Source organism: Maribacter sp. MS6, assembly GCF_056839185.1.
This window is the reverse complement of the sequence record NZ_CM166389.1, coordinates 402,479-429,395: the sequence shown is the minus strand read 5'-3', so window position 1 is coordinate 429,395 and position 26,917 is coordinate 402,479. Positions and strand designations below refer to the sequence as shown.

At 38.3% G+C, this 26,917-nt stretch carries 23 protein-coding genes; 19 read left to right on the top strand and 4 right to left on the bottom strand.

The genetic code is table 11. The annotated features are described in order from the left end of the window. Positions 1-78 precede the first annotated feature (78 nt). The 3 genes from MS6x_RS02080 to MS6x_RS02070 all read left to right on the top strand — a co-directional run bounded on the left by MS6x_RS02080 (position 79) and on the right by MS6x_RS02070 (position 3,401). Positions 79-1,035: a PhoH family protein gene (locus MS6x_RS02080; protein ID WP_482605123.1), complete on the top strand. Its 957-nt coding sequence runs from the start codon at positions 79-81 to the stop codon at positions 1,033-1,035. Positions 1,036-1,095: 60 nt separating this feature from the next. Continuing rightward, positions 1,096-2,040: a phosphoribosylaminoimidazolesuccinocarboxamide synthase gene (locus MS6x_RS02075; RefSeq protein WP_482605122.1), complete on the top strand. Its 945-nt coding sequence runs from the start codon at positions 1,096-1,098 to the stop codon at positions 2,038-2,040. A gap of 152 nt (positions 2,041-2,192) precedes the next feature. After that, positions 2,193-3,401, top strand: coding sequence for a vWA domain-containing protein (locus MS6x_RS02070; RefSeq protein WP_482605121.1), 1,209 nt, complete (start codon positions 2,193-2,195; stop codon positions 3,399-3,401). Between the two features lie 61 nt (positions 3,402-3,462). Here MS6x_RS02070 and MS6x_RS02065 read toward each other — a convergent pair whose 3' ends face one another. Next, positions 3,463-4,887 carry an L-serine ammonia-lyase gene (locus tag MS6x_RS02065; RefSeq protein ID WP_482607126.1) on the bottom strand — a complete coding sequence of 475 codons (1,425 nt, stop codon included), beginning with the start codon at positions 4,885-4,887 and terminating at the stop codon, positions 3,463-3,465. A gap of 214 nt (positions 4,888-5,101) precedes the next feature. On the opposite strand from MS6x_RS02065, the gene dnaK reads away from it, so the two are divergent. Continuing rightward, entirely contained in the window at positions 5,102-7,006 is a 1,905-nt protein-coding gene (gene dnaK / locus MS6x_RS02060) for a molecular chaperone DnaK (RefSeq protein ID WP_482605120.1), read from the top strand. Positions 7,007-7,112: 106 nt separating this feature from the next. Further along, a complete protein-coding gene (locus MS6x_RS02055; protein WP_482605119.1) occupies positions 7,113-8,036 on the top strand; it encodes a hypothetical protein in 924 nt (307 codons plus the stop codon). 24 nt (positions 8,037-8,060) lie between these two features. Here the strand turns inward: MS6x_RS02055 and MS6x_RS02050 are convergent, their stop codons facing one another. Both MS6x_RS02050 and MS6x_RS02045 read right to left on the bottom strand, forming a co-directional pair. Further along, positions 8,061-8,636 (bottom strand): GNAT family N-acetyltransferase, encoded by a 576-nt coding sequence (locus MS6x_RS02050; RefSeq protein WP_482605118.1) that lies wholly within the window; start codon positions 8,634-8,636, stop codon positions 8,061-8,063. Positions 8,637-8,641: 5 nt separating this feature from the next. Next, positions 8,642-9,286, bottom strand: coding sequence for an alpha/beta hydrolase (locus MS6x_RS02045; RefSeq protein WP_482605117.1), 645 nt, complete (start codon positions 9,284-9,286; stop codon positions 8,642-8,644). Positions 9,287-9,338: 52 nt separating this feature from the next. On the opposite strand from MS6x_RS02045, the gene MS6x_RS02040 reads away from it, so the two are divergent. From MS6x_RS02040 to MS6x_RS02000, 9 genes are all read left to right on the top strand, one after another. Next, the gene (locus MS6x_RS02040; RefSeq protein WP_482605116.1) at positions 9,339-9,761 is read left to right on the top strand and encodes a PaaI family thioesterase; all 423 of its coding nucleotides are present in this window, start codon (positions 9,339-9,341) and stop codon (positions 9,759-9,761) included. Position 9,762: 1 nt separating this feature from the next. Next, positions 9,763-10,875: a chorismate-binding protein gene (locus MS6x_RS02035; RefSeq protein WP_482605115.1), complete on the top strand. Its 1,113-nt coding sequence runs from the start codon at positions 9,763-9,765 to the stop codon at positions 10,873-10,875. 49 nt (positions 10,876-10,924) lie between these two features. Continuing rightward, complete coding sequence (menD, locus tag MS6x_RS02030) at positions 10,925-12,676, top strand: 2-succinyl-5-enolpyruvyl-6-hydroxy-3-cyclohexene-1-carboxylic-acid synthase (RefSeq protein WP_482605114.1); 1,752 nt, start codon at positions 10,925-10,927, stop codon at positions 12,674-12,676. Between the two features lie 36 nt (positions 12,677-12,712). Further along, complete coding sequence (locus MS6x_RS02025; RefSeq protein WP_482605113.1) at positions 12,713-13,051, top strand: DUF2853 family protein; 339 nt, start codon at positions 12,713-12,715, stop codon at positions 13,049-13,051. Between the two features lie 115 nt (positions 13,052-13,166). Continuing rightward, a complete protein-coding gene (locus MS6x_RS02020) occupies positions 13,167-14,003 on the top strand; it encodes a CvfB family protein (protein ID WP_482605112.1) in 837 nt (278 codons plus the stop codon). Between the two features lie 176 nt (positions 14,004-14,179). Then, positions 14,180-14,782 (top strand): SPOR domain-containing protein, encoded by a 603-nt coding sequence (locus MS6x_RS02015; protein WP_482605111.1) that lies wholly within the window; start codon positions 14,180-14,182, stop codon positions 14,780-14,782. Beyond that, positions 14,782-15,690: a prenyltransferase gene (gene menA / locus MS6x_RS02010; RefSeq protein WP_482605110.1), complete on the top strand. Its 909-nt coding sequence runs from the start codon at positions 14,782-14,784 to the stop codon at positions 15,688-15,690. Before MS6x_RS02015 ends, menA begins: the two co-directional genes overlap by 1 nt. Positions 15,691-15,724: 34 nt before the next feature. Next, a complete protein-coding gene (locus MS6x_RS02005) occupies positions 15,725-16,492 on the top strand; it encodes a LytR/AlgR family response regulator transcription factor (RefSeq protein ID WP_482605109.1) in 768 nt (255 codons plus the stop codon). Positions 16,493-16,948: 456 nt separating this feature from the next. After that, positions 16,949-18,916: a tetratricopeptide repeat-containing sensor histidine kinase gene (locus tag MS6x_RS02000; RefSeq protein ID WP_482605108.1), complete on the top strand. Its 1,968-nt coding sequence runs from the start codon at positions 16,949-16,951 to the stop codon at positions 18,914-18,916. Positions 18,917-18,919: 3 nt separating this feature from the next. Here the strand turns inward: MS6x_RS02000 and MS6x_RS01995 are convergent, their stop codons facing one another. Further along, entirely contained in the window at positions 18,920-19,708 is a 789-nt protein-coding gene (locus tag MS6x_RS01995) for an SDR family oxidoreductase (protein ID WP_482605107.1), read from the bottom strand. 52 nt (positions 19,709-19,760) lie between these two features. Here MS6x_RS01995 and menC point away from each other — a divergent pair, with 52 nt between their 5' ends. The 5 genes from menC to MS6x_RS01970 all read left to right on the top strand — a co-directional run bounded on the left by menC (position 19,761) and on the right by MS6x_RS01970 (position 26,911). After that, positions 19,761-20,813: an o-succinylbenzoate synthase gene (menC, locus tag MS6x_RS01990; protein WP_482605106.1), complete on the top strand. Its 1,053-nt coding sequence runs from the start codon at positions 19,761-19,763 to the stop codon at positions 20,811-20,813. Continuing rightward, positions 20,804-21,754: a CPBP family intramembrane glutamic endopeptidase gene (locus MS6x_RS01985; RefSeq protein ID WP_482605105.1), complete on the top strand. Its 951-nt coding sequence runs from the start codon at positions 20,804-20,806 to the stop codon at positions 21,752-21,754. The genes menC and MS6x_RS01985 overlap by 10 nt, the downstream gene beginning before the upstream one ends. A gap of 1 nt (position 21,755) precedes the next feature. Continuing rightward, positions 21,756-22,838, top strand: coding sequence for an AMP-binding protein (locus MS6x_RS01980; protein WP_482605104.1), 1,083 nt, complete (start codon positions 21,756-21,758; stop codon positions 22,836-22,838). A 313-nt stretch (positions 22,839-23,151) separates the two neighbouring features. Then, the gene (locus MS6x_RS01975; RefSeq protein ID WP_482605103.1) at positions 23,152-24,498 is read left to right on the top strand and encodes a M24 family metallopeptidase; all 1,347 of its coding nucleotides are present in this window, start codon (positions 23,152-23,154) and stop codon (positions 24,496-24,498) included. 679 nt (positions 24,499-25,177) lie between these two features. Further along, positions 25,178-26,911 (top strand): carboxypeptidase-like regulatory domain-containing protein, encoded by a 1,734-nt coding sequence (locus MS6x_RS01970; RefSeq protein WP_482605102.1) that lies wholly within the window; start codon positions 25,178-25,180, stop codon positions 26,909-26,911. Positions 26,912-26,917: the final 6 nt, after the last annotated feature.

Below are 26,917 nucleotides of genomic sequence, written 5' to 3'. Positions count from 1 at the left end.
TGATAAACAAAATTACACAAAAATAAAGCTGGGCGAAATTAAACCGAGCTTAGTTTTCACCTTACTAAAAATTACTATTTGAACGAACTGATTTTAGAACTAACCGAGATAAGTCCACGAGATTTCTTTGGACAGCAAAACGAACATATAGACCTTCTAAAAAAGTATTTTCCAAAATTGAAAATCGTGGCGAGGGGTAATAAGATTAAAGCTTATGGTGACGATGCACTTCTAGAAGAATTTGAAAAGCGCTTTGGAATGCTAACCGACCATTTTGTGAAATATAATAGATTGGACGAGAATAGTATAGAGCGCGTACTTATGGATACTGAGGAAACCGGTAAAAATCAATCTTCTGCGAAAAGTGGGGAAACCTTAGTGCATGGTGTCAGTGGTCGACTTATAAAAGCACAGACGCCCAATCAGAGACGACTAGTCGATGCTTCAAAAAAAAACGATATGGTATTTGCTATAGGGCCAGCCGGAACGGGTAAAACCTATACGGGTGTAGCCTTGGCCGTAAAGGCGCTTAAAGAGAAGCAGGTTCGTAAAATTATCCTAACCAGACCAGCGGTAGAAGCGGGTGAAAATTTAGGTTTTTTACCCGGAGATTTAAGGGAAAAGTTAGACCCTTACATGCAGCCGTTATACGATGCGTTGCGAGATATGATCAGTCCAGAAAAATTGACTCATTACTTAGAAACGGGAATCATTCAAGTAGCACCTATGGCCTTTATGCGAGGAAGAACGCTCGATAACGCTTTTGTAATATTGGATGAGGCACAAAATACCACCCATGCCCAGATGAAAATGTTTCTGACACGAATGGGAAAGCATGCCAAATTTTTGATAACTGGAGATCCGGGTCAGATAGATTTACCTCGTAGAACTATTTCCGGATTAAAGGAAGCGTTATTAATTTTACAAAACGTTCCGGGGATAGAAATAATTTATTTGGACGATAAAGATGTTATTAGACACAAGCTTGTCAAAAAAGTAATAGACGCATACAAGACCATTGAACATCAAAATTAGAATCGATACGCTAACCATTAGGTACTTTATATCATTTGGCAAACCATATAAGAGAATGAAATGAATACGATTACAGATACCAATTTTAATTTTCCAGGTCAACTAAGCGTTTATAAAGGAAAAGTTCGTGAAGTCTATGCGTTAGAGGGCAATGTTTTGGTCATGATAGCTACGGACCGGCTTTCTGCGTTTGACGTGGTCATGCCAAAGGGCATCCCTTACAAAGGTCAGATTTTGAATCAAATAGCGACCAAAATGATGGCCGATACTGCAGATATTGTTCCCAATTGGTTAACGGCTTCCCCAGACCCTAATGTTGCCATTGGTCATGCGTGTGAACCCTTTAAAGTAGAAATGGTGATTAGAGGTTACATGAGCGGTCACGCGGCACGAGAATATAAAGCCGGCAAACGAATGCTTTGTGGTGTTGCGATGCCAGAAGGTATGAAGGAGAACGATAGGTTTCCGAAACCTATTATAACTCCAGCTACCAAGGCTGAAATGGGAGACCATGACGAAGATATTTCAAAAGCCGATATATTAAAACGAGGAATCGTATCCAAAGAAGATTATGCCATTTTGGAGAATTATACCTATGCCCTTTTCGCAAGAGGAACCGAGATTGCGGCCAAAAGAGGCTTGATTTTGGTGGATACCAAATATGAGTTTGGTAAGACCAAAGAGGGTAAAATCGTATTGATAGACGAAATTCATACGCCCGATTCTTCCCGCTATTTTTATGCCGATGGCTATGAGGAGCGGCAGGAAAGGGGAGCCGAGCAAAAACAATTGTCAAAAGAGTTTGTGCGGCAATGGCTAATAGCTAACGACTTTCAGGGGTTGAAGGGACAAGCCGTTCCTGAAATGACAGATGAGTACATCACTACTGTATCCAATAGGTACATAGAACTCTTCGAAAAGATTATTGGAGAAAAATTCGTTAAAGCCAACACCGATAATATTCAAGCACGTATTGAAAAAAACGTATTGGCATTTTTAAACTAGGGTAAAAGCGGTACTTCATTTTATCATCGTTGGAGAAGGCAAGGATGGTCCTGAACCTTTCTTTATATTTAAGGATTGGTTCCTTTAAAATTGGCAAATAAATACGCAACCAATTTACGTTCTACTACTCTTGTTAGTAAAACAATAGCACCATGCAACATATACGATTTTTCCTAAGCTTTTTAGTAGTTGGTTTTCTATTGGTATCCTGTGATGACGATGCCTCTGTTGACGAGTCGATTTTAAATAGTACCGATGAAACATCAGATGGATCTGAAACTTTTGCCTCCGATTCGGGAAGTGCTACTACACCCTCCGGAAACGGCAATGGTACTGGTGGTGAAGCCGGATTGGTAACTGCAGCGGAATGGAACGATTTGGACAACTGGACCTTTTGGAAAGACTTACTCCAAACTGAAGATTTTTCCAACAAGGCTGATTTGTGGAAGTTTCATACACTCAATAGGATTGCTGTACTTGTAAAAAGCGAAATGGACGAACTTTTAAATGATGTGCCTGTAAGACTGGAGAAAGGCGGTAACGTAGTGTGGGAGGCTAAAACCGATAATTTAGGTACTGCCGAACTTTTCGTTGGATTGCGGCAATCTAGTTTGGACATCGCCACAGAGGACTTTACTGTATTCATAGACAATAAACTGATGACTTCATCTTTAAAAATTTTTGATGAAGGAATCAATGAATTTATACTAAATGATGTGGGTTCGGCAGGTACAAAAGTAGAATTGGCTTTCATTGTGGATGCCACGGGTAGTATGAGCGATGAACTGGAGTTTTTGAAAAAAGATTTGTTGAGCGTTATAGAAAAGGTGGAACAGGAGTCTCCTAGTTTGGATATTATGACATCAAGTGTGTTTTACAGGGATGAAGGAGACGATTATGTGGTAAAGCACTCGGGTTTTGCCAGTAGTACAAAGACTACTTTGGATTTTATAAAAGCGCAAAGTGCAGATGGGGGTGGGGACTTCCCAGAGGCAGTGCATACAGCGTTGAATACGGTGCTGACGGAATTACAGTGGTCCAATAGAGCGAAAGCCAGAATCGCTTTTTTGTTATTGGATGCTCCTCCCCATAATAATAGCAACATTATCAATCAACTTCAGGGTGCTATAGTAGACGCTGCGAAAAAGGGAATAAAAATTATTCCCATAACAGCCAGCGGAATCGATAAGGAAACCGAGTATTTAATGCGTTCTTTCTCTATAGCTACCAATGGCACTTACGTTTTCATTACCAATGATAGCGGAATCGGAAATGACCATTTAGAAGCCAGTGTAGGGGAGTATCAAGTGGAAAAACTTAACGATTTGATGGTCCGTTTGATTACCAAATATTCGGAATAACATTCTGAAATCGTTGCAGCGTGATTCGTTTATCAGTTCGTTTTTTTTAGCTACCCAAGACCTAACAATCACTTAAGAACACACCAACGGCGAGACCTCCTTCTGAGGTTTCCTTGTATTTGGAACTCATGTCCTGTGCAGTTTCCCACATGGTCTGTACTACTTTGTCCAAAGGTACTTTTGCCTCCTTTGGGTCAGACCCCAAAGCGAGTTCAGCTGCGTTTATAGCTTTTATTGCTCCCATCGAATTACGTTCTATACACGGAATTTGTACCAATCCGCCTATTGGGTCACAGGTAAGCCCTAAATGATGTTCCATCGCTATTTCAGCGGCCATCAACACCTGTTCCGGTGTGCCGCCCAACAATTCGGTCAGTGCTCCTGCTGCCATGGCAGAGGAAACCCCAATTTCTGCCTGGCAGCCACCCATAGCTGCCGAAATGGTAGCACCTTTCTTAAAGATACTTCCAATTTCCCCTGCTACTAAAAGGAATTGCTTGATGTGTTCAAAGTTGCCACCGTGGTTTTCAATCACCATATAATACATTAAAACAGCCGGTATCACTCCTGCGCTTCCGTTCGTAGGAGCCGTAACCACTCTGCCAAGCGCGGCATTCACTTCGTTTACGCTTAGCGCAAAACAACTTACCCATTGTAATATTTGACGAAATTTGACTTCCGTCTGTCTAATGGTCATTAGCCATTCTTCATGATTCTCATACGGTAGGTTCCCTTTTAATCCTTTGTGAATATCATAAGCCCTTCTTTTTACGTTAAGTCCACCAGGTAGTTTTCCTTCGGTATGGCACCCGGTATACATACATTCGAGCATGGTATCCCAAATACGTTTTATTTCAGTATCTATTTGTTCATCTGTTCTAAGGGAGCGCTCGTTTTCCAAAACGATTTCAGAAATGCTTTTTTGTTCTTTTTCGCAAAAGGCTAATAATTCCGCCCCTTTTTGAACGGGAAATGGAAAAGTTTTAAAAGCATCGATATTCTTTTTTGCATTTTTACGTTCCTCTACCACCACAAATCCGCCACCGATAGAATAATAAGTTTTCGATTTCTTTTGACCAGATTTTAAAACGGCTTCAAATTTGAGCCCGTTTGCATGAAAAGGAAGAAATTTTCTATGGAAAACAATATGCAATTCAGGATCAAATTCAATTTCTCTTTCGTTCCCTAATTGTAAAACTTTATTCCTTTTTATTTGGTGTACCAATGGATGAATATCTTCAATAGGGATATATTCTGGGTCAGCCCCCGATAACCCTAGCATTACGGCGTAATCAGTGGCATGGCCCTTTCCGGTAAGGGATAACGAGCCATACATATTTACAATTACGGTTTCAATTTCATCAAATTGTTCTTTTACCCGTAACGCTGCCAGCCATCTTTCAGCGGCACGCCAAGGACCTAAGGTGTGCGAGCTAGATGGACCAACTCCTATTTTTAGCATGTCGAAAATACTGATACACTCAATTTGTAACATATTTGTCAATTTGTGTTGAGCTAATTTACATAGAAGTTTATTGGTTTCTTCTTGCAAAATATCGATAATTCAAAAATAATAGTATTGATATACCATTTAGAAATAAGTTGTAATGACATCCTGTCAGGTTACTGTCCCTTGGCATATTGTTTGTCAATTAGGTAATGATTTAAAGAAATAAGCACTAATATTTAAAACACATAAAATGAGTAAAATTATAGGTATAGATTTGGGTACAACGAACTCCTGCGTCTCCGTAATGGAAGGTAACGAGCCAGTGGTAATCCCGAACGCAGAAGGAAAAAGAACAACGCCATCCGTTATTGCTTTCGTAGAAGGTGGTGAAATCAAGGTTGGGGATCCAGCCAAAAGACAGGCGGTAACCAACCCTCACAACACTATTTACTCCATAAAGCGTTTTATGGGGAACAAATTTTCCGAGTCTAAAAAAGAAGCGGATCGTGTGCCTTATAAAGTGGTAAAGGGAGATAACGATACGCCAAGGGTAGATATAAATGGCCGCATGTACTCTCCTCAGGAATTGTCTGCAATGATTCTTCAGAAAATGAAGAAAACTGCTGAGGATTATTTGGGACAGGACGTAACCAGAGCTGTTATTACAGTGCCGGCCTACTTTAACGACGCACAAAGACAGGCTACAAAAGAGGCTGGTGAAATTGCCGGTCTTACCGTAGAACGTATAATCAACGAGCCAACTGCGGCTTCTTTGGCATACGGAATGGATAAGAAAGATACCGACCAAAAAATTGTTGTTTTTGATTTTGGTGGCGGTACACATGATGTTTCCATATTGGAACTGGGAGATGGTGTTTTTGAAGTATTGTCTACTGATGGAGATACACATTTAGGTGGAGATGATGTAGATCAAAAAATTATTGATTGGTTGGCAGACGAGTTTAAGAAAGATGAGAGCATAGATTTACGTGATGATGCTATGGCATTACAACGGTTAAGAGAGGCTGCTGAAAAAGCTAAAATTGAATTGTCTTCCTCTGCACAGACTGAAATAAACCTGCCATACGTTACCGCTACTGCAAGTGGACCGAAGCACTTAGTGCGCACGTTGACATTGGCCAACTTCAACAAGTTGATCGATGATTTGGTGAAAAGGACTATTGAGCCTTGCCAAACAGCACTTAAAGCTGCAGGGTTATCTAAAAGTGATATCGACGAGATTATCTTGGTAGGTGGTTCAACTAGAATCCCTGCTGTACAAGAAGCCGTTGAGAAATTCTTTGGCAAGAAACCTTCAAAAGGGGTGAATCCTGATGAGGTTGTTGCCGTTGGTGCTGCCATACAAGGTGGTGTATTAACTGGCGATGTTAAGGATGTACTGCTATTGGATGTTACACCGTTGTCTTTAGGAATAGAGACTATGGGAAGTGTAATGACAAAGTTGATTGAATCTAATACGACGATACCAACGAAAAAGTCTCAGGTATTCTCTACGGCTGCGGATAATCAGCCTTCAGTTGAAATTCACGTACTCCAGGGAGAGCGCCCAATGGCGAACGACAATAAAACAATAGGACGTTTTCATTTGGACGGTATTCCACCGGCAAAAAGAGGTACACCTCAAATTGAAGTGACGTTTGATATTGACGCAAATGGGATTATTAAAGTTTCTGCAACGGATAAGGCAACGAACAAGTCACAAGATATTCGTATCGAGGCTTCTTCAGGATTGACCGAAGAAGAAATCAAGAAAATGAAGGCCGAAGCGGAAGCTAATGCCGAATCCGATAAGAAAGCTAAGGAAACCGCCGACAAGTTGAACGAAGCCGATGGTATGATTTTCCAGACCGAAAAACAATTAGAAGAGTTTGGAGATAAATTATCCGATGATAAGAAAAAACCTATCGAAGATGCCTTAACGGAATTAAAAGCGGCTTATGAGTCCAAGGACTTAGCGGTAATAACTCCAGCTTTGGACAAAATAAACGAAGCTTGGAAAGTAGCTTCCGAAGAAATGTACAAGGCTCAGGCAGATGCACAACAGGGTGGTGGTGCTCCACAAGGAGAGCCTGCAACTGAGGCAACAGCAGAAGGTGACAATGTAGAAGACGTAGACTTCGAAGAAGTTAAGTAGCCTACTGTTTAAATATAAGTAGAAAAAGGGCCGGAGTTATCCGGCCTTTTTTAGTTTGGTATACATTTTGTTTTTGCTTCTTCCAATTAAAAGTACCTTTGTACCTATGTTACAACAATGTTTCCGTATTTTGTTATTTAGCTTTTTAGTTCATACTTGCCATTCTCATGCGCAAGAAATTGAATTATTCACATTAAATGATTTTGACCTAAACAACAAAGTAAAGACCTGTTTGGTAAGCACCAGTTACGGCAAGGAAGAATATGATTTTGATAGGTTAGGTCGGTTGACCAAAGCAATCACAAGGTATAATGAGGCAGACTACGATTTGGTTTCATACAGGTACAAAAATGAAAATCTTACGGAGAAACGTTCTGAGTCTTACAGAAATAATACGTTTGATCCAAGCACCTCTCTAGCGCATTTATACACCTTAGACACGCTTGAAAATAGGAAGGTTACCGAAAAAATAGTTTCTTATGAAAATGAGTTTTTAGAACAATACGTTTATGAATACGATGATAATGGTGATTTAGTCAAAATTACCCGTCTAAATGATGAAGGCATAGATGAAACATTGGTGGAGTATAAGAAATATAAAGGTGAATATACCGTTACCTATCTCATTAATAATGTGCCCTTAAAATCGATTCGGACCTCAACAATCAAAAAGAAAAATGGAGATTTACAGGAAGTAGTCTTGATCAAAGAATTTTTGCGAGGCGAAGAAAACAAGGCATTTGAAGAGGTATTCGATGCTGCCGGAAAATTAATCGCAAAGCAAGAATTTGAATATGCGGAGAAGGATAAGAAGTTTATACCAACCATCCGTACCTCCTACAATTATGACGAAAACGATATGTTAATAGAAGAGGTGATAAAAGGAATAAATACGGTAGAGAAAAAAACCTATATATACCAGTACGACAATAAGGAAAATGGTAATTGGGTGAAACAGATTATTGCCCCTGAAAATTCATATATCACACGTAAGATTACCTATTATGAGGAAGTGCAAACAAAAGAGTAGGAAAGCAGTAGCTCACTTTATTCTTTAATTATCTAATGCTTTAAATTTAGTAGTTTTTAAAGCTGGCCACTCTTCGCTCAGAATTCCATAACAGCAAGAACTTCTTCTGAATCCATTTTTAACGATCATATTTTCTCTCAGGATTCCTTCAAGATACGCCCCTAATTTCTCAACGGCCCTTCTTGATACTATGTTTCTTTCGTCTATGCGAAATTCTACTTTTTTGAATTTTAAAGTTTCAAAAGCATGGGTGAGCATTAAAAATTTCACTTGGTGATTAAGGCCTGTTCCTTGTACGACAGGGGAAATCCATGTCCACCCAATGTGTAGCACTTTGTTTACCTTATCTATGTTTCCGAATCGGGTACAGCCAACCACTTCATTGGTTTCTAGATTGTAGATTACGAAGGGTATGGATTTATGACCTGCCGCTTCGTCCATGGCAACCTTTATATAATTTTTTAGCTTTTCAGGCGAAGAAACATCACTAGTTCCGTAGTTATATAAGTCCACTTGTTGCGCAATGGGCCAAAGTAGTGTCCAGTGCTCTGTTTTTAATGGCACTAGTTTCACTCGGGAATTCTCTAAAATGTTGTTCATGTACCTTAAACCAAGGAATTAATGATTTCTTTTTTTACTTCGTGTTCGCCTATAAAGCGTATTCCTTTCGCCTTTCCTTTAAATAGTACTTTAGTTTTTTCTTCCTCTTCTAACATTCTTTTTGGGGTAATATAGGCATCGTTATTACCAATGATTGTGATGATTTCTGTGCTATTTGAGACTAAATGTTCAAAATCCTCGGGATGTAGCTCCTTTGGTAGGCTACCAGCATAAAGTATCAGCTTATTGCACTTCATTTTCTTTTGTGCTACCCATCGAGTTGCTACCGAGACCCCTTGCGAGAACCCGAATACTATCAGTTTACAGTGCTCTGGAATCGATTCTGCTTGTAGCACGGCATCAATATATTCAAATAGGTTTTTAGTTTCCTGGTGTGTATCCTCTTTCGTAAGCCAACTAGCGCCTACGTGACGGTAGGTATCGTTCAAATAGTATTTAGAAGGTGCCTGAGGTGCTATTATATAGTTTTCCAGGGCATTTAGTTCATTAAAATATTTAAGGAAATATCGACTTAGATAACCAATACCATGAAACACAATCCAAACATTTTTGGTTTTGGAAGTTACGTGATTTAAGGTCGAATATGAATTTTTGGTGGCGTATGTTACTGATTTCGTCGTTCTATTCATTTGCTTACAACTGGTTCATTGCAATAGTATTCCTTAATTTTACAAAAAAAAGATGAACGACCACAAAGAAAAGATTTTAAATATATGTAATGCATCCTCAAAGAATACGATGATGGAGACCTTGGAGATAGAATATGTAGATGTAGGCCAGGATTTCTTAGTAGGTAGAATGCCCGTAAATCCACGTGTACATCAACCAGATGGCGTTTTACATGGAGGTGCCATGGTTGCCCTTGCAGAAAGTGTTGGAAGTGCCGCTTCCTATATTTTTCTAGATGCACAACAATTTATAGTAAGAGGTATTGAGATTTCTGCCAATCATGTAAAAAGTATAGTCTCCGGTTATGTATTCGCAAAGGCAACCTTTATCCATAAAGGTAGGACCACACAGTTATGGGACATTAAAATTACCGATGAAGCCGACCAATTGATATCGGTGTGTAAATTAACGACTATCGCATTACCAAGAAAATAGTATGGGTGCCAAACTAATGGCCAGAGCCAAAACTCAGTTGGACAAAGAGTTGCCTTTCGTGTTGTATAGAAAACCTGAGCAAAACATATTAAATGCTATTTTTCAATACGATAACATCTTAAACGAGGTAGTAGATTATAGGGAGCAAGGTTTTGTGTTCGCCCCCTTTTTGGACACTAAAAATCCGGTGCTATTAAAATCTGATGAGGTTTGTAACGCAGTACTCGAAGTTTCAAAAAATAAGAAAGCTCGCTTCGTGGAAGAGACCGTAAGTAATTCCGATGAAAAAGAGCGATATATTAACTTGATAGAAAAGGCCAAATCAGAAATACAAGCAGGTAAGTGCAAAAAAATAGTACTCTCCAGAAATATTAAAGTCTCGCTTACTAAGCCGGTTTTAATAATATTTCAAGAACTATTGAACTCATACCCCAATGCTTTTTGTTACCTCTGGTATCATCCAAAAGTAGGATTATGGTTAGGAGCAACACCAGAAATTTTGGTAAAGGCCAGTGGCCAACAGTTTACAACAATGTCTTTGGCGGGAACGCAGAATAAGCAAGCAGGAAAGGAACATCCCAATTGGACTTCAAAAGAATTAGAGGAGCAGCAGCTTGTTACGGACTATATTGCAGAAGTTTTGGCTACTAGAGCAACGACAGTTAGTGTTGGTGACGTAGAAACCGTAAGCGCCGGTCATCTTTGGCATTTAAGGTCTAAAATAACGGGTCTGTTCTCTAAAGGTAAGTTTAAGGATTTACTCACTGCATTACATCCTACACCTGCAGTCTGTGGTTTGCCACTAGGCGATGCTAAGCGCTTTATTTTGGAAAATGAGAAGTATCCCCGTACCTACTACTCTGGATTTTTAGGTGAACTGAACTTTAAGGAAGAAAAATCTAGGAACAGAAACCGTAAAAACCAAGAAAATAGTGCGTACCGCTCCGTTGTACAAAGTTCTGAACTTTTTGTAAATCTTAGGTGTATGCAAAAGATTAATGATTCGGTCATTATTTATGTTGGTGGAGGAATTACGGCGGCTTCCGACCCTAAAAATGAGTGGCTAGAAACCGAGAGTAAGGCACAAATCATGTTACGTTTGTTGGCTACTTAAGTAAATTAGAATTGGGTTAAGTAAGCTGCAGGTTGTATTTTTGTAGGGCATGAAATATTCTTCAATTCCCTTAGCGCAGACCGTTGTAGCTCAATGTAAGAAAAACGGTATTTCCAATATCGTAATTTCTCCGGGTTCAAGAAATGCACCCTTGACAATTTCTTTTTCCGAAGATCCTTTTTTCAGTTGTTATAGCATCGTAGATGAGCGTTGTGCCGCTTTTTTTGCCTTAGGTATGGCCCAAAACATTAAGAAACCAGTAGCAGTCGTTTGCACATCTGGGAGTGCTTTGTTAAACTATTACCCAGCAGTAACCGAAGCGTACTATAGTGAAATACCTTTGGTAGTCATATCTGCAGATAGGCCTTCCTATAAAATTGATGTAGGAGATGGACAAACCATTCGACAGGACCATGTATTTCATAGGCATATTGGATACTCGGCAAACTTGAAGCAAGATGTTTCACATGCTACTGACCGCATTCTGCGTTATAAAGCGGATTGGCTAAAGAATAAAGAAGTTTACACACTACAGAAGGAAATCCAGGATTTTAATGATGTGGAACTCAATCGCGCCCTGCAAACCGCGCAGCAAGAGTTTTTGCCCATACATATTAATGTACCTTTTGAAGAGCCGTTATATGATTTTGTAAAGGAGCCAACAGTAGTTTTAAAGACCACTCCAGTGCTACAAAAAAACGATGGTACTATTGCTTTAGATACGTTTAAAGCTATATGGAACAACGCATCTAGAAAAATGGTTTTGGTTGGAGTAAACCACCCTGATTGCGTGGAACAAGTATTGCTGGACAGGTTGGGATTAGACCCTTCTGTTTTGGTCTTAACAGAAAGTACTTCTAACCTGCATCACCCCAATTTTTTTAATAGCATTGACACCTTGGTAGCACCTATAGAGCTGTCTGAGAATAAGGTAGAACTCTTTAAAGCCCTTCAGCCAGAGGTGTTACTTACTTTTGGCGGACTTATTGTATCAAAAAAAATCAAGGCCTTTTTGCGCCAGTATAGTCCAAAATATCATTGGCATGTAGGAGAAAAGCGGGCAAACGACACCTTCTTTTGTTTGGATACCCATTTAAAGCTGCCTATCAATATAGTTTTAAGGGAGTTTTATAAAGCACATAATGTACCGCAAAGTACTTATTTATCTCATTGGAACGATATAAAACAACATTATCTGGAAAAGAGAGAAACCTACTTGAGACAGGTTCCGTTCTCCGATTTTACCGTGTTCAATACCATTCTTGGCAGCATCCCCGATGCATATCAGTTACAGCTGGCCAATAGTTCCACAATTCGGTATGCACAATTGTTCAATATAAAAGAATCGGTTCAGGTATTCTGTAATAGGGGAACCAGTGGTATTGATGGGAGCACTTCTACAGCAGTTGGCGCTTCATTTTATAACAAGAATCCAACTCTATTGATTACAGGAGATTTGAGTTTTTTTTACGATAGTAACGCCTTGTGGAATAATTATCTTAGAAAAGATTTTAGGATTATTCTTGTAAATAATAGCGGAGGCGGAATATTTAGAATATTGCCCGGAAAAGAGGACTCGGAAAATTTTGAACGTTTTTTTGAAACCAAGCATAACTTAACTGCTAGCGAACTTTGTAAAATGTTTGGATTGGGTTACTATAGCGCACATGACCAGGATTCTTTGGAACGAGAATTATTAGCGTTTTTTGAAGTTGCCAAAACACCTCGATTACTTGAAATTCAGACCCCGAGATTATTGAATAATAAAATTTTGATGGATTACTTTCATTTTATATCTTAGAGCACTATTAACTATTAATTACAAACACTAAAGATTATGAGTAAACGTGATGATTTAATCGAAAAGTACGCTGCGGACATTAAGGACAAGTTCGGAGAAAGTGCCGATATGGATTTGCTTACAAAAGTAACTGTAGGTTTAGGACCATCCATTTACAACTTGGATGCCTCTAAGGTTTCCGGTGGTGATGAAAAAGAATTAGAGACAGTTAAGAACAATTATCTAATAAAAAAACTGGGTATGGCCGATAGTCCAAAGTTAATGGATGCCATTAAAACCGTTATGGATAAATACGGGTCCTCTAATAAAAATAAGCATAGAGCAGTAGTGTATTATATGCTGTGTAAGCACTTTAATAAGGCATCTGTTTACTAGTTAAAACGTATAAATTATTAAAAAGCTGTTTCTTATGAAGCAGCTTTTTTGGTTTACGAAAGATCTTGGGTGTTTATAGCGTGGTCTTGCGGATTATAAAATGTAATTTTGTAACATGATTGAGTTAGGTAAAAATAATAAGTTAGAGATTTTAAGGGATACCAGTGTTGGTCTTTTTTTAGGGGATGAAGAAGGCAACGATGTTCTTTTGCCTAATAAGTATGTTCCTGAAGGATACGAAATAGGTAATACGATTGAAGTATTTTGTTATTTGGATTATGACGAAAGGCCTATTGCCACTACCTTGGAACCCTATATAATGCTTGGGGAGTTTCGATTGTTACAGGTAGCCGAGATTAACGAGTTTGGCGCATTTATGCAGTGGGGATTGGAAAAGCATCTTCTGGTTCCGTTTAGGGAGCAACGGGAGAAAATGAAAGAAGGGCAATGGTATGTAGTACATTGTTATTTGGACAGTCGCAGTGGTAGATTGGTTGCATCCAATAAATTGGACAAATTCTTAAGTAATGATCATCTGGAGTTTAGGGAATGGGATGAAGTAGATTTGGTGGTCACCAGACAGACCGACTTAGGATGGGAGGTAATCGTTAACGAGAAACATAAGGGTTTGGTTTACTTTAATGAAGTGTTTAAAACCATAAATATAGGTGATGTTTTACCAGGTTGTGTAAAGACCATTAGAAAGGATAACAAAATAGATATTTCCTTACAGCCATTAGGAAGTAGGGTTTTGGAGCCCGCAGCAAATAAAATTTATAATGTACTAAAAGAGCAGGGTGGTTATTTGGGGTTGCATGATAAATCTAGCCCTGATGAAATAAGGGATATGATGCAAATGAGTAAGAAAACTTTTAAGAAAGGCTTAGGTACACTTTACAAGGCAAGAAAAATTGAGCTAGAAGGAGATGGTGTACGCTTGGTTGAGAATTGATAGTTGTAAGTTCAATACTCAAATGCTTGTATCTCAGCTTCGTGACTCCTTATTTATCCCCTTTTTTGTTGGTGCTATACATTAGAACGTTTATTTTTGTAACATAAGGATAAAATTTTAACTATAGTTCAATATTTTGCCTACATTTAATAAGATTAGTTTTAAAATACCCACAAATGCCGTTTATAGAAGAAAGTGATTTATTGGAGCTTCACAAAGACATTGATAAGGCCCAGATTATCAACGAACGCTTATTGGATCAGATTAAGTTTAAAAACAAAGAACTTAAAAGAAGTAGGTTGCAGCGAAATATTTTTGCTGGCATAACTGCGTTTTTTTTAATCGGTGGTTTGGCGGTTGGTTCAATGGCAACTGGTTGGAGTATGGGTAACAACTACGAAAGACAGAACAATAATTTATTGGTTTCCATTGATAGTTTAGATGCAATTAAAACACGCATTGACAATTTAAAGGTACAGAATGCTGAATTGAGCCTTGTAAAGGAATTTTATTTGGCAAAAGAATTTTTAGAGAAGGAGAAAATTTATTCCGTACAGGTAAAATCCTTTGTAGATAATAATATCACTTTGGCTTCCGAAGCCCTTACAAATACACTTTTTGTAAAAACAAATCCTTTCTATTCTTACTCTCTTGGTAATTTTGAAACGCTAGCAGAAGCACAATTGTTTAGAAAACAATTGGTTGAGCTTGGTTTTGAGGATGCCTTTGTAGCTTCCTACAAAGAAGGAAAACGACTTCAAATAGAAGACCCTTACTAGTGACTACATTTAAAGTTTGGCTGAATGCGGCCAGACCAAGAACACTTCCTTTATCTGTTTCAGGAATCTTGGTTGGCACGGCTATGGCAAGTTCGTATGGAGAGATTGACCATGTTATCTTTTTTCTAGCAATTCTAACTACAATAGGTTTTCAGGTTACTTCAAATTTTGCCAATGATTATGGGGACGGTGTCAAGGGTACCGACAACAATAATAGAATAGGTCCTAAAAGGGCGTTACAAAGCGGATTATTATCGCGTGAGGTGCTTAAAACTGGAATTATTATTTCCGTTTTTATCAACCTGATTTTAACGCTTAGTTTATTGGTCGTCTCTTTTGGTCGCGAATATGTTCATTGGGGAATTTTATTTTTGTTCTTAGGAGGATTTAGTGTTTGGGCAGCAATAAAATATACTGTTGGTGACTCAGCCTATGGATATAAGGGATTAGGGGATGTTTTTGTTTTTGTTTTTTTTGGTTTGTTAGGAGTTCTTGGAAGCATGTTTTTATTTATAAAAACGATTCCTTTGGTTTCGGTATTACCGGCAATATCTATTGGATTATTGAGTGTTGGTGTGCTTAATCTCAATAATTTAAGAGATGTAGCCTCCGATAAATTAGCAGGTAAAAATACGATGGTAGTGAAAATGGGTTTTGAAAAGGGAAAACGATACCATGCACTACTATTACTGTTGTCGTTTGTTTGTATTTGTGTTTTTCTCATTTTAAATGTTGCGCACTCAGTTCAGTTCATTTGTCTTTTTGCTTTTATTCCAATTTTTGTGCATTTAGGTTTCGTACTGAAAACAACGAGTCCGCAGTTATTAGATCCAGAACTTAAAAAATTGGCTTTGAGTACCTTCCTATTGGCCTTGTTGTTTTATTTTAGTTACATTTATTTTTTGTAGTTTTGAATGTCAACCATCTAAACCGTATAGAACTTTGGAGCAAGCGATTAAAATACTCATAGTTGAGGATAATGTCATCATTGCAGATGATATGCAGTCAATGTTAGAGGAGATTGGCTATGAAATAGTGGATAATGTTATCGTTTATGAACAAGCGATAGAGGTTTTGAAGTCAAAGCAAGTAGATTTGGTGTTGATAGATATAATTCTGGCATCCGACAAAACGGGTATAGATTTAGGAAAACACATCCGAGAAAATTACGATATACCTTTTATATTCGTCACATCAAACTCAGATCGTGCCACGGTAGAAAATGCTAAAACAGTAAAGCCCAACGGATACTTGGTAAAACCTTTTGAGCAGCAAGACTTATACACCTCTATTGAGATAGCGCTGTCTAATTTTATTTATGGAAAAGAATCTGCAACCAAAGATACAAATGCGGGTAATGCGCAGTCGGAGGATAATGTCGCAATGTCAAACTCCATACTTAAAGATTCTATTTTTGTTAAAAAACAACATCTTTATTATAGGATTCAGTTTGGTGATATTCATTTCATAAAGGCGGATAACGTTTATTTAGAGGTAAATACGGTAGACAAGAAGTTTTTGGTAAGATCTCCCTTAAAAGACTATTTAGAGAAACTTCCCAAGAATAAATTTTACAGAGCTCACAAGTCCTATATTGTAAATGTGGATCATATTGATGCCATAAACTCTAAGGATATTATGATTAACAATACCCTTATTCCTATCTCAAAGGATTTCAAGGAATTTATTATTTCGGCAATGAACTCTTAAATTAATACCTGTAAATCATTTTTTCCTTTTAAAATAATAAGGGCTTCGACTTATTATACGCTACCATGATTTTTGGGTAGGTTCTTGAGAAATTTATAATACATATAGCCGCTGTGGTCTTCCAGAAGGTACACAACAAAAAACAATACTTACACAACAATAGAACTAGACATGAAACTGTTTGTCATATTTTTGTTTTAAACGAAACCAACATAACAAAAGTCATAGGGCAGTTATTCATAATAAGTTTTAAGTAGTTGTTAAACAGATGGTTAGTATAAAATATTCTTTTGTTTTTGTTAAATGTTAGTTCGCTATTATAACCATGCTAGGTGTCTACATATCCGCTAGTTGACGAGAAAATTGGAAGCGGAGCTTTTTGTTTGATATGGTTCACAACAAAAATGTAACGAAACAAAGGAATATCCTTATGTTTGATGCAGTATAGTGCAGAATATGAAAAGAGTAGTTTATTTGAGGACGGCAGTAATACTATGTGCCTTTTTTATTAGTAGTGTTTTATGTTCTCAAGAGACCGTTTCTCAGGAGCGCGACTTTTTTCAGGAGTTCAAAGAACTTAAGGGCGGTGAAGAACGGGTTGCATTCTTTTTTGAAACACAAAATAGGTATGCTAAAAATTCTGCCTATGATTGGCTGGATACAGTTAACGTATATCTCAATTCTTCGCAGAAAATTAATGATTCTTCAGCTGTCGTGGATTATCAACTTATTCAGGCTCAGATATATTATGATTTAGGGGATTACGAGAAAAGCCGGGCAATTACCAAAACGCTATACGATGAGCTGGACCGTTTTGATTTGCCTACGAAGACCATCATATTAGAATTGATGGATACCAATTATTCAAAACTTAATCTCTACGAAAGGCAATTTGAAATCCGAAGTGACAAGCGAGAACTGGGTCTTACGGAAAATATCATGTTTTATGATATTTATTCTAATCTAGGTCAGTATCGCAAAGCTATGAAGGATTATATAGCAGAACAGAAAAACCTAATAGAGGAAGGTGATTTTTATGCAAAGGCAGTCTATAATAATAACGTTGGAAATTACCTTAGACTAGACAAGTCGGTTCCTACGGCGTTAACGTATTTTAAAAAGGCTAACGCTTTTATGGATGTCTATTTTAATGATATTCTTGAGGATAGAACAGAACAAGAACTTGTTGCGGCTTATGTTTTAAAAGGAAAAATTGTTGGGAATATTGGAAAGTGCCATGTTTTGGATAAGGAGTACGAAAAGGCCATACCATTTTTGGAGGAGAGTGTTCAGACAATAAAAGAGTACAATACAGGTAAATTCTCCTCCGATTTAATCGAAAATAGTTTGGAATTGGTAGAATGCTATTTGCAATTAAAAGATTACAATAAAGTTACAAATTATCTTAGTCAAATAGATGAGCCCAAAAAAGCGAGCAATGTTATTAAAAAGAATAGAATTTCTGCAGCGCTTTATGACAGAACAGGAGATTATAAAACAGCGAATGAATATTTAAAACGTAATGTACGCATAAGGGATTCTATCGACGAAAATGAGTCTAAGATTATAAATCAGCAGCTCACCGCCGTACTTAACCAAAATTTAGAGAACTCTAAAAGCATGTTGGAAAAACAAAAGTTGGCGTTAGAAAAATCTCGAATAGATATTATAGAAAAGGACAAGAGCATTAGTTTGGTGTTTATTTCGTTGGTATTCACCCTTCTAGGTTTCGCTGGCTTGGTATATGCATATCTGAAAAGTATAAAAAACCAACGGCTAATTGCCGAACAAAAGCATATTATTGAAAATTCATTGGTAGAGAAAGATTCCTTACTAAAAGAAATTCATCATCGGGTAAAAAATAACTTGCAGATGGTTTCCAGCTTACTTAGTTTACAGACCAAGAATACTAGAAGTAAGGCAGCTATTGCGGCGTTGGAAGAAGGAAAGAGTCGGGTTAAGGCGATGGCTTTAATACATCAAAAACTCTATCAAAACGATGACTTATCGGTAATTGAAATGCAGGGTTATATCGAAAGTCTTATTAATAGCGTACAGTCTGTATATAAGAAGGGTGGTCATAATATAAATATTACGATTGATGCAGAAGGCGTGGAGCTGGATATAGATCGTGCAATTCCTTTTGGATTGATTCTGAATGAGCTGGTTTCCAATTCATTTAAATATGCCTTTCCCAATGACGAAGATGATGGAAAGATATATATCCATCTACGAAAAATAAATGGTCAGGAAGGATTTTTTGAATATACCGATAACGGCGTTGGGCTTCCTGAAGATACAGAGGAAAGAGCTAATTCCTCTATGGGAATACGTTTAATGAATAGACTCGCAAACCAGCTGCAAACCAATTTGAATACGGATAGAACAGCTGATGGTGTTCGCTTTTGGTTTAATTTTAAATAAACGTTATCGTACGGTGCTTTTCAAGACAATCTTATGCAAGAGCTTTGGAAAAAAACGTTTTAGGTAAACCGCAAATGTTTCTTTTCCGCCAATATACACCTCAAACTTTTTCCTTTCCATTGCGCTAACAATTTGTTTTGCACAACTTGCTACCGGTAAGCCTTCAGCGGTTGCGTTATCCTGTTTTTCTTGTGGACTCCCGTCAGCTGTTAATGCATTTTTAGCAACATTGGTTTGAATAAATCCTGGGCAGATAAGTGTTACGCTTATATTGTCTTTTTCATGCTCCATCCGCAATACATCAAAAAAGCCGTGAAGCGCGTGTTTTGCGCCGCAATACCCAGAGCGATAAGGTGATCCAAACTTCCCCATTAAACTTGTTACCGTAACAAAATACCCTTTTTTTTCTGCCATAAAATGCGGCAGTAATGATTTTGTTAACTGTATTGTTCCCAGGTAGTTAACGTCTATCATTGTTTTAAATACTTCAAATTTGGTTTCAGCTAGTAAAGAACGCTGGCTAATACCTCCATTATTTATAAGAATATCAATGTTACCATGTATTGCAATTGCGCTCTCGACACTATCTGGTAGTGATTCAAAATCGGAAAGGTCTAAAGGTATGATAGCTATTTTTTCAGGGTATGTACAATTGGACTTTACGGTTTCCAATGCATCCTTCCGTCTTGCAGATAGTATAAGTGTACTGCCTTGTTTGCTAAGTTCATATGCCAAGGCCTCTCCTATGCCAGAAGAGGCTCCGGTAATCCATATAATTTTTTCCTTCATCATGTGTATCTATTTCATTTAAACACTAAAAATATACCTAAATTTATACGGTTGTATGAAAGCAAGCTATAAAAAGTACATATTAAAGTTTAAGAACCCTAGTGGCACATCGCGTGGTGTGCTCAGAACCAAGGAAACTTGGTTTTTGATTTTAGAAGAAAACGGCAGGTTCGGAATTGGAGAATGTGGAATTTTTAGAGGGTTAAGTAGTGATGACGTGCCAGATTATGAGGAACAATTAAAGTGGTTGGCTTCAAATATTAACCAAGAAACCGATACGCTACTTCAGTCTTTGCGAACGTATCCTAGTATACAATTTGGATTGGAGCAAGCGCTGTTATCCTTACATTCTCAACATCCTTTTGAACTTTTTCCTTCAGCATTTACAGCATCCGAACAGCCTATTGAAATTAACGGTCTTGTTTGGATGGGCGATATGGAGTTTATGAAGGACCAAGTACGGGAAAAACTCGAACAAGGCTTTAAGTGTATAAAATTGAAAATTGGGGCTATTGATTTTACGGAAGAGGTAAAGTTGCTAGCCTCTATAAGAAAAAACTTTGGTCAAGATAAAATTGAGCTTCGTGTAGATGCCAATGGTGCATTTTCTCCTGGGGAAGCATTGGAAAAGTTAACAGTTTTGTCGCAATTAGATTTACATTCCATTGAGCAACCTATTAAACAGGGGCAATGGCAAGAAATGAATTATTTGTGTAAAAGGACACCCTTGCCTATTGCCCTAGATGAGGAACTCATTGGTATTAGCGATATTGGAAAGAAACGGGAGCTATTACAAAAAATTGATGCACAATATATTATTCTTAAGCCTAGCTTGGTAGGCGGTATTAAGGGTAGTCATGAATGGATTGCAATAGCTGAGGAGCATGGAATTGGCTGGTGGGTAACTAGTGCTTTGGAAAGCAATGTAGGTTTGAATGCCATTGCGCAATGGACAGCGACCTTAGGAAATTCCCTTCCACAAGGCTTGGGTACGGGCTCCTTGTTCACAAACAATTTTGATAGTCCGTTAACGGTTGCCAAAGGCGGAATATATTACGATCAAGCCAAGATATGGCAAGAAAATTTAATTGAGAGTTTATGTATATAGAACAGGCATATAGGGGTTTGAGCGAAGGTTGGCGCTACGTTATTGGGTCTATCCTTGTTTTTTTTGGATGGCAAATTCTTGGCGGTATTCCTTTGATTTTGGCACTGTTTTTAAAAACAGAATCAGTTGCCGTGCTAGCTAGTGGGGATATGGGAATATTAGCCGATGCCTTGGGTTCCAATACTTTCTTTTTTTACATGCTACTTACTTTTGCTATTGGTCTTGTATTTCTTTTTCTATACGTAAAGTTTGCCCACCAACAGTCCATCACGGCACTCACGACCGCCAGAAAGAAAACGGATTGGTCCAGAGTTGTAATTGCCTTTGGGCTTTGGGCTTTTATTACTATTCTGTTTATCTTTTTGGACATTTATTTGGCCCCAGAGAATTATGAATACAATTTTAAATTAGAACCATTTATATTCCTAGCCATCATTGCCATTTTTATGATTCCCTTGCAAACCAGTATGGAGGAGTATTTTATTAGAGGTTATTTAATGCAAGGTTTGGGTGTTGCAGTTAAAAATCGATGGTTCCCTTTGGTGTTTACATCGTTACTTTTTGGACTCATGCACATTTTTAATCCGGAAGTTGAAAAAATTGGATACGGAATACTCGTTTATTATATAGGTACGGGTTTCTTTTTAGGTATCATTACGCTTATGGATGACGGATTAGAGTTGGCTTTGGGATTCCATGCCGCCAATAATCTAACCGCAGCACTATTGGTTACCGCAGATTGGACGGCTTTTCAGACAAACTCGGTATATCGTGATGTGTCTGATCCTACTCTAGGCTGGGATATTTTAATTCCGGTTTTTGTTGTGTTTCCCATACTGTTGTTTGTATTTTCTCAAATGTACGGTTGGAAAAATTGGAAAGAAAAATTAACAGGTAAAGTGCTCAAAGAAGAAGCATTCAATTCCGAAAAGTTGGACTAGAGTGAGTACAATACCACTACATCCCGAATTTAAATTAAACGGAACCCCCTATACTATAGATGAGCTAAATGAGCATGCGTATACGCTTGTAAAAGAAGGCGAACAGTACGAGGTTAAAATCGGAGCCTTTCTTTTAGATTGGTTATCCGATGAGCCAACCCTAACAGTGCTTACCTCTGGTTCCACTGGTATGCCAACGTCTATTGTGATTAAGAAATTACACATGGTTAGTTCTGCTATGGCCACGGGTAGCTATTTTAGATTACAAGCGTGCAGTAGCGCTTTACATTGCCTACCAACGGATTTTATTGCGGGGAAAATGATGCTGGTACGTGCTATGGTTCTAGGACTAAGAATAACCTGTGTAGCTCCAACAGCTGCTCCAATACTTACGGATCAAAACCGATACGATTTTGCCGCTATGGTACCGTTGCAGCTAAGAAATACCATAGATTACATTGACTGCGTAGATTGCTTAATCGTTGGTGGTGCCCCCTTGTCCGCTGATTTAAAAGAATTAATAGCAAAAAAATCAACTAAAATTTATGAGACTTATGGAATGACGGAGACCGTAACCCATATTGCGATTAAACCGGTAAATCATTTAAGCGGGCAGGATCTTGCTGTGCAAGAAGCATTTAATACTGTCCCAGATGTTAGCGTTTCTCAAGATGATAGAGGTTGTTTAGTAATAGATGCGCCTAAGCTTACGGACGGTTTGGTGGTAACGAATGATATGGTTAGTTTATTCTCGCCTACCCAATTTAGATGGCTGGGGAGGTATGATAACATCATCAATTCCGGAGGTATAAAACTGATTCCAGAACAAATTGAAGCAATGCTTTCCAACATTATTTCCCAACGCTTTTTTGTTGCCGGTCTTGCGGATGAAGTGCTAGGTCAAAAACTGGTGCTAGTGGTAGAAGGTAAAGTTCAAGTAGAAGAAATTAAAGAACTATTGAAAACGGCAGAAGGATTTTCCAAGTATCAAATCCCTAAAAATATCTTTGTTTTGCCTAAATTTTTAGATACCAAAACTGGGAAGATACAGCGGTCCAATACCTTGGAATTGCTCAATCGGTAGCGTTTAATGGGTTAAAAGGGCAATTCCATGGGCAAAATGTACAGAGTGTCTAAATAACGTATCGTGAATAGAGCTAACAGCCACATATTGAAATATGAGGTCCTAAAGGACGATAATTACCATTGTCGTTTCCGGATAGAATCTGGCGATTTTAAATATGTTGGTTCCACTGGATATCAACATGGTAGAAGTGTTCAAAAATCACATTGCCGATTCGTATTTTAGATTTAGAAAATAGTGGTTGTAAACTTGACTAATGGCTTGTCTTAAAGCGATAAAATATTGTATTTTCATGACTTTAAATAAACACCTTATGAAATACCTTTTGCGCTTCTTGCTAGTTTTATTGACCATCCATCTAAATGCACAACAAATTCTTCCGGAACGGGACAGGGCTAGGGTAGTGGATGAGATTCTGGCAGACCGGTTTAACAACCTCTTACCAGAACTTATGGACACATCGGGCATAGATATGTGGGTGGTTATTTCACGAGAATATAACGAAGATCCTGTTTTGAGAACTATGTTGCCGGCGACTTGGTTAAATGCCCGTAGGCGCACTATTCTTTTGTTTTATAGAAACAAGGCAAAGAACACAATAGAGAAGATAGCGGTGGCACGTTACAACGTAGGGGATAATATTATGTCGGCTTGGGACAAGGAAAAGGAACCTGACCAGTGGAAACGCTTAATGCAGTTGATCGAAGAACGGAATCCGAAAACGATCGGACTCAATTTTTCAAAAGATCATAATATTGCTGATGGTTTGGATAAGACGGATTATGATGAGTTTATGGCAAATTTACCCAAGAAACATCATAAAAAGGTAGTTTCTGCAGAACAGTTGGCAGTGCGTTGGATTGAGACCCGTACAGAACGCGAAATGGTCATCTTTGATCAGTTGGTAGATATTACCCATGATATTATCGCAGAGGCTTTCTCCGAAAAAGTAATTACGCCAGGAGTAACCAAAACGAGCGAAGTGGTGTGGTGGATGCGCCAGAAAGTAACGGATTTGGGACTGGAAACATGGTTTCACCCCACAGTAGACGTGCAACGTACCAGCGACGAGAATGACGCTGCTTTTTATTCGTTTGCAGATCAACCGGACGAAATGGTGATTATGCCTGGAGATTTGTTGCATTGCGATTTTGGTATCACCTACCTCAGATTAAATACAGATTGTCAAGAGTTGGCCTACGTACTAAAACCAGAAGAGACCAAAGCCCCTGATTTTCTTATTAATGGATTAAAGGACGGGAATAGGGTACAGGATTTTCTAACAATGAATATGATTAAAGGAAGAACCGGAAATGAAATTCTTGCCAAAGCCCTTTCGGATGCGAAAGCGGCAGGTTTGCGACCGTCTATTTATACGCACCCTCTTGGTTCCTATGGACACTCGGCGGGCACTACGATCGGTATGTGGGATTCTCAAGGTGGTGTAATGAAGGATGATGGGGAGAACTATCCGCTAAATTCCAATACGGTATATGCCATAGAATTGAATACTACGATTACGATTCCGGAATGGAAAAAGGATATTCGTATTATGTTGGAAGAGGCCGGATTTTATGGTGAAGATGGTTTCAGGTATGTAAATGGGAGACAAACGGAACTCCTTTTGGTGCCTAGGGTAAAGGGTCATCAGGGGAATTAGGAAGATTTCCTAATAGTTGAAAACCAACTTTAATGTAACTGAAAGAATTGTTCGAGTGCTGCACTTCATTATTCTTGTCACCGGTAAATGGCTAGTGGTATTAGTGTTGTTAAACTTTTTAAACCTAAATCATTGCTTCGGTAGCTATAGTTCCTAGTGCTTAGTCAATTTGGAACGGAGAAAATTTGAATAGTTTAAGCGTGGTCGTCTATAATCTTGTAAATGGCATGCTGTTTCAAATAAGGCCAGGCCGCGTATCAGTCGTAATTGGAAATCCTTGATGAATTGATGCATCGTTTTGTTTTACTTTTCTAATGAGCTACACTTCATCTTGTCCAGTGTAGTATCTTTTTTAATCCATACCATGTTACTTCTACACGTCAAATCTTTAAAAGGGAAAGCAGCACCAGTCTCAGATATTTTTCCTGTATCAAGAAGGGAATGGTTTTTGTGGTGTTCTTGGGGCAAATCGACAGTCTTTACAATGTAATAAGTCAATGTATGACAGTGCTCAAATTTGTATCAGCAAAAAATTGAAATCATTAAACTAGTTTTCCAATTATAACAAATGTTAATAGTAAAACTATTGATAAAGCGATAATTATGCTTAACTTTTGTTAAAATCAACTGATCTGTTAGAATTGTTTTGTACCTTATAACTTATAAAATTAACGTAGCTATGAATAAGAATATTATTATTTTACTAATTGCAGTGGTAAGTTCCTTTTCTCTTGTAGGACAAGAGGTTCGTAAGATTTCAGGTATAGTGTCAGATGGTAACGCACCACTTTCCAATGTACAGATCAATATATTGAATACTGATACTGCTACCTTTTCGGATGCCGAGGGTAAATATGCGATAGAGGCTGAAACAGGGGATGTAATCAATTACGTATATATGGGTATGAAAACCTTAAACATACGTGTAGAGGATGTAACTCGAATTTTAAACCCCGTAATGATTCTTGATGTAAACGAACTGGATGAGGTTGTGGTCCAAAGCAGTAAAAGGCTATCCCAAAAAGAAATTGAGGAGCAATACAATATTCGTGAAAACATCATTAAAACCGCTTATGGCTATTTAGATGCGGAGCGATCTGCCGGACGAATAGCATTTTTGCAGGAAGATGAAATTACCATGGTAAATGGCGACATTACAAACTTGGTAGCAAACGGAAGATTGCCTGGAGTCACATTTTTAAATGGTGGAGTTTATATAAGAGGTGTTTCTTCTATTGAAAATCCGCAACCCGCTATTTTTGACGTTGATGGGCAAATATTCACTCAACTACCAATTTGGGTAGATTTAGGTAACGTAAAACGTGTAGCGGTATTAAATAATTTTGCAAATACAACGCGTTATGGTTCCATCGCTTCGGGCGGGGTCATCGTAATAAATACCTTTTCTGGTAATTTGGCAAAAAAAGGAATTGTTGATCAGGCCAAATTGCGAAATAATTTTTACAAAGGGGATGCACTTGATAGCGAAGGCATCAAAAAGAACTGGCCTACCTACAAAAAGGAATTGTACGCGAGTACCTCCGTAGACGCGGCGCTTCTTAAATTTAAAGAACTACAGACCACAAATTCCAATTCACCGTACTTTCTTTTGGACGCACAGTCTTATTTCACGGAAAAATGGGACAGGCCAGATTTGGGGGAAGATGTTATTGCAGCACACTTTTCAACATACAAGGAGAATCCGGTATTGCTAAAGGCATTGGCGTACCAGTATCAAGCACAGGGTCAGTACAAGAGAGCCAATGATATCTATAAGGAAATATTCCTGCTTCGGCCTAATTATGCGCAGAGCTATCTGGATATGGCAAGAAGCTATCGAGAAATAGGGAGTCCTGTGCAATCCGCATCGATTCATGCCAGGTACGCCTATTTACAAGATCAAGGTTTTATGGAGATAGATACGGCCAGTTTTGGTCCGGTAATGGAAAGGGAGTTCAACAACCTTCTCGCTTTGGAGAAGGATGCGGTAGTGGATAAGAGCAAACGAAACAAGGTATTTGTGGCAAAAGAAGATTTTGAAGGGTCTAGGGTAGTCTTGGAATGGAACGACGGTGAAGCGGAATTTGAAGTACAGTTCGTAAACCCCGGAAAACAATACTACACTTGGAAACATAGTTTGGCGGACAATACCGAGCTCATATCTCGCGAAAAGACCTTTGGTTTTAATATCATGGAAGAGCTTGTAGACGGTTCTCTTCCGGGTAATTGGCAAATAAACGTAAAGTATCTTGGCAACAAGAGCTTAACGCCTACCTATTTGAAAGCCACCGTATATTATAACTATGGTACGAATGCCCAAAAAGAAGAGGTAAAAGTGTTTAAACTCAGTTTGAAGAATGTGAATCAGGAACTGTTTAAAGTACGCACTGCCCCTGGATTGGCGGCTAAATAGTCGGTA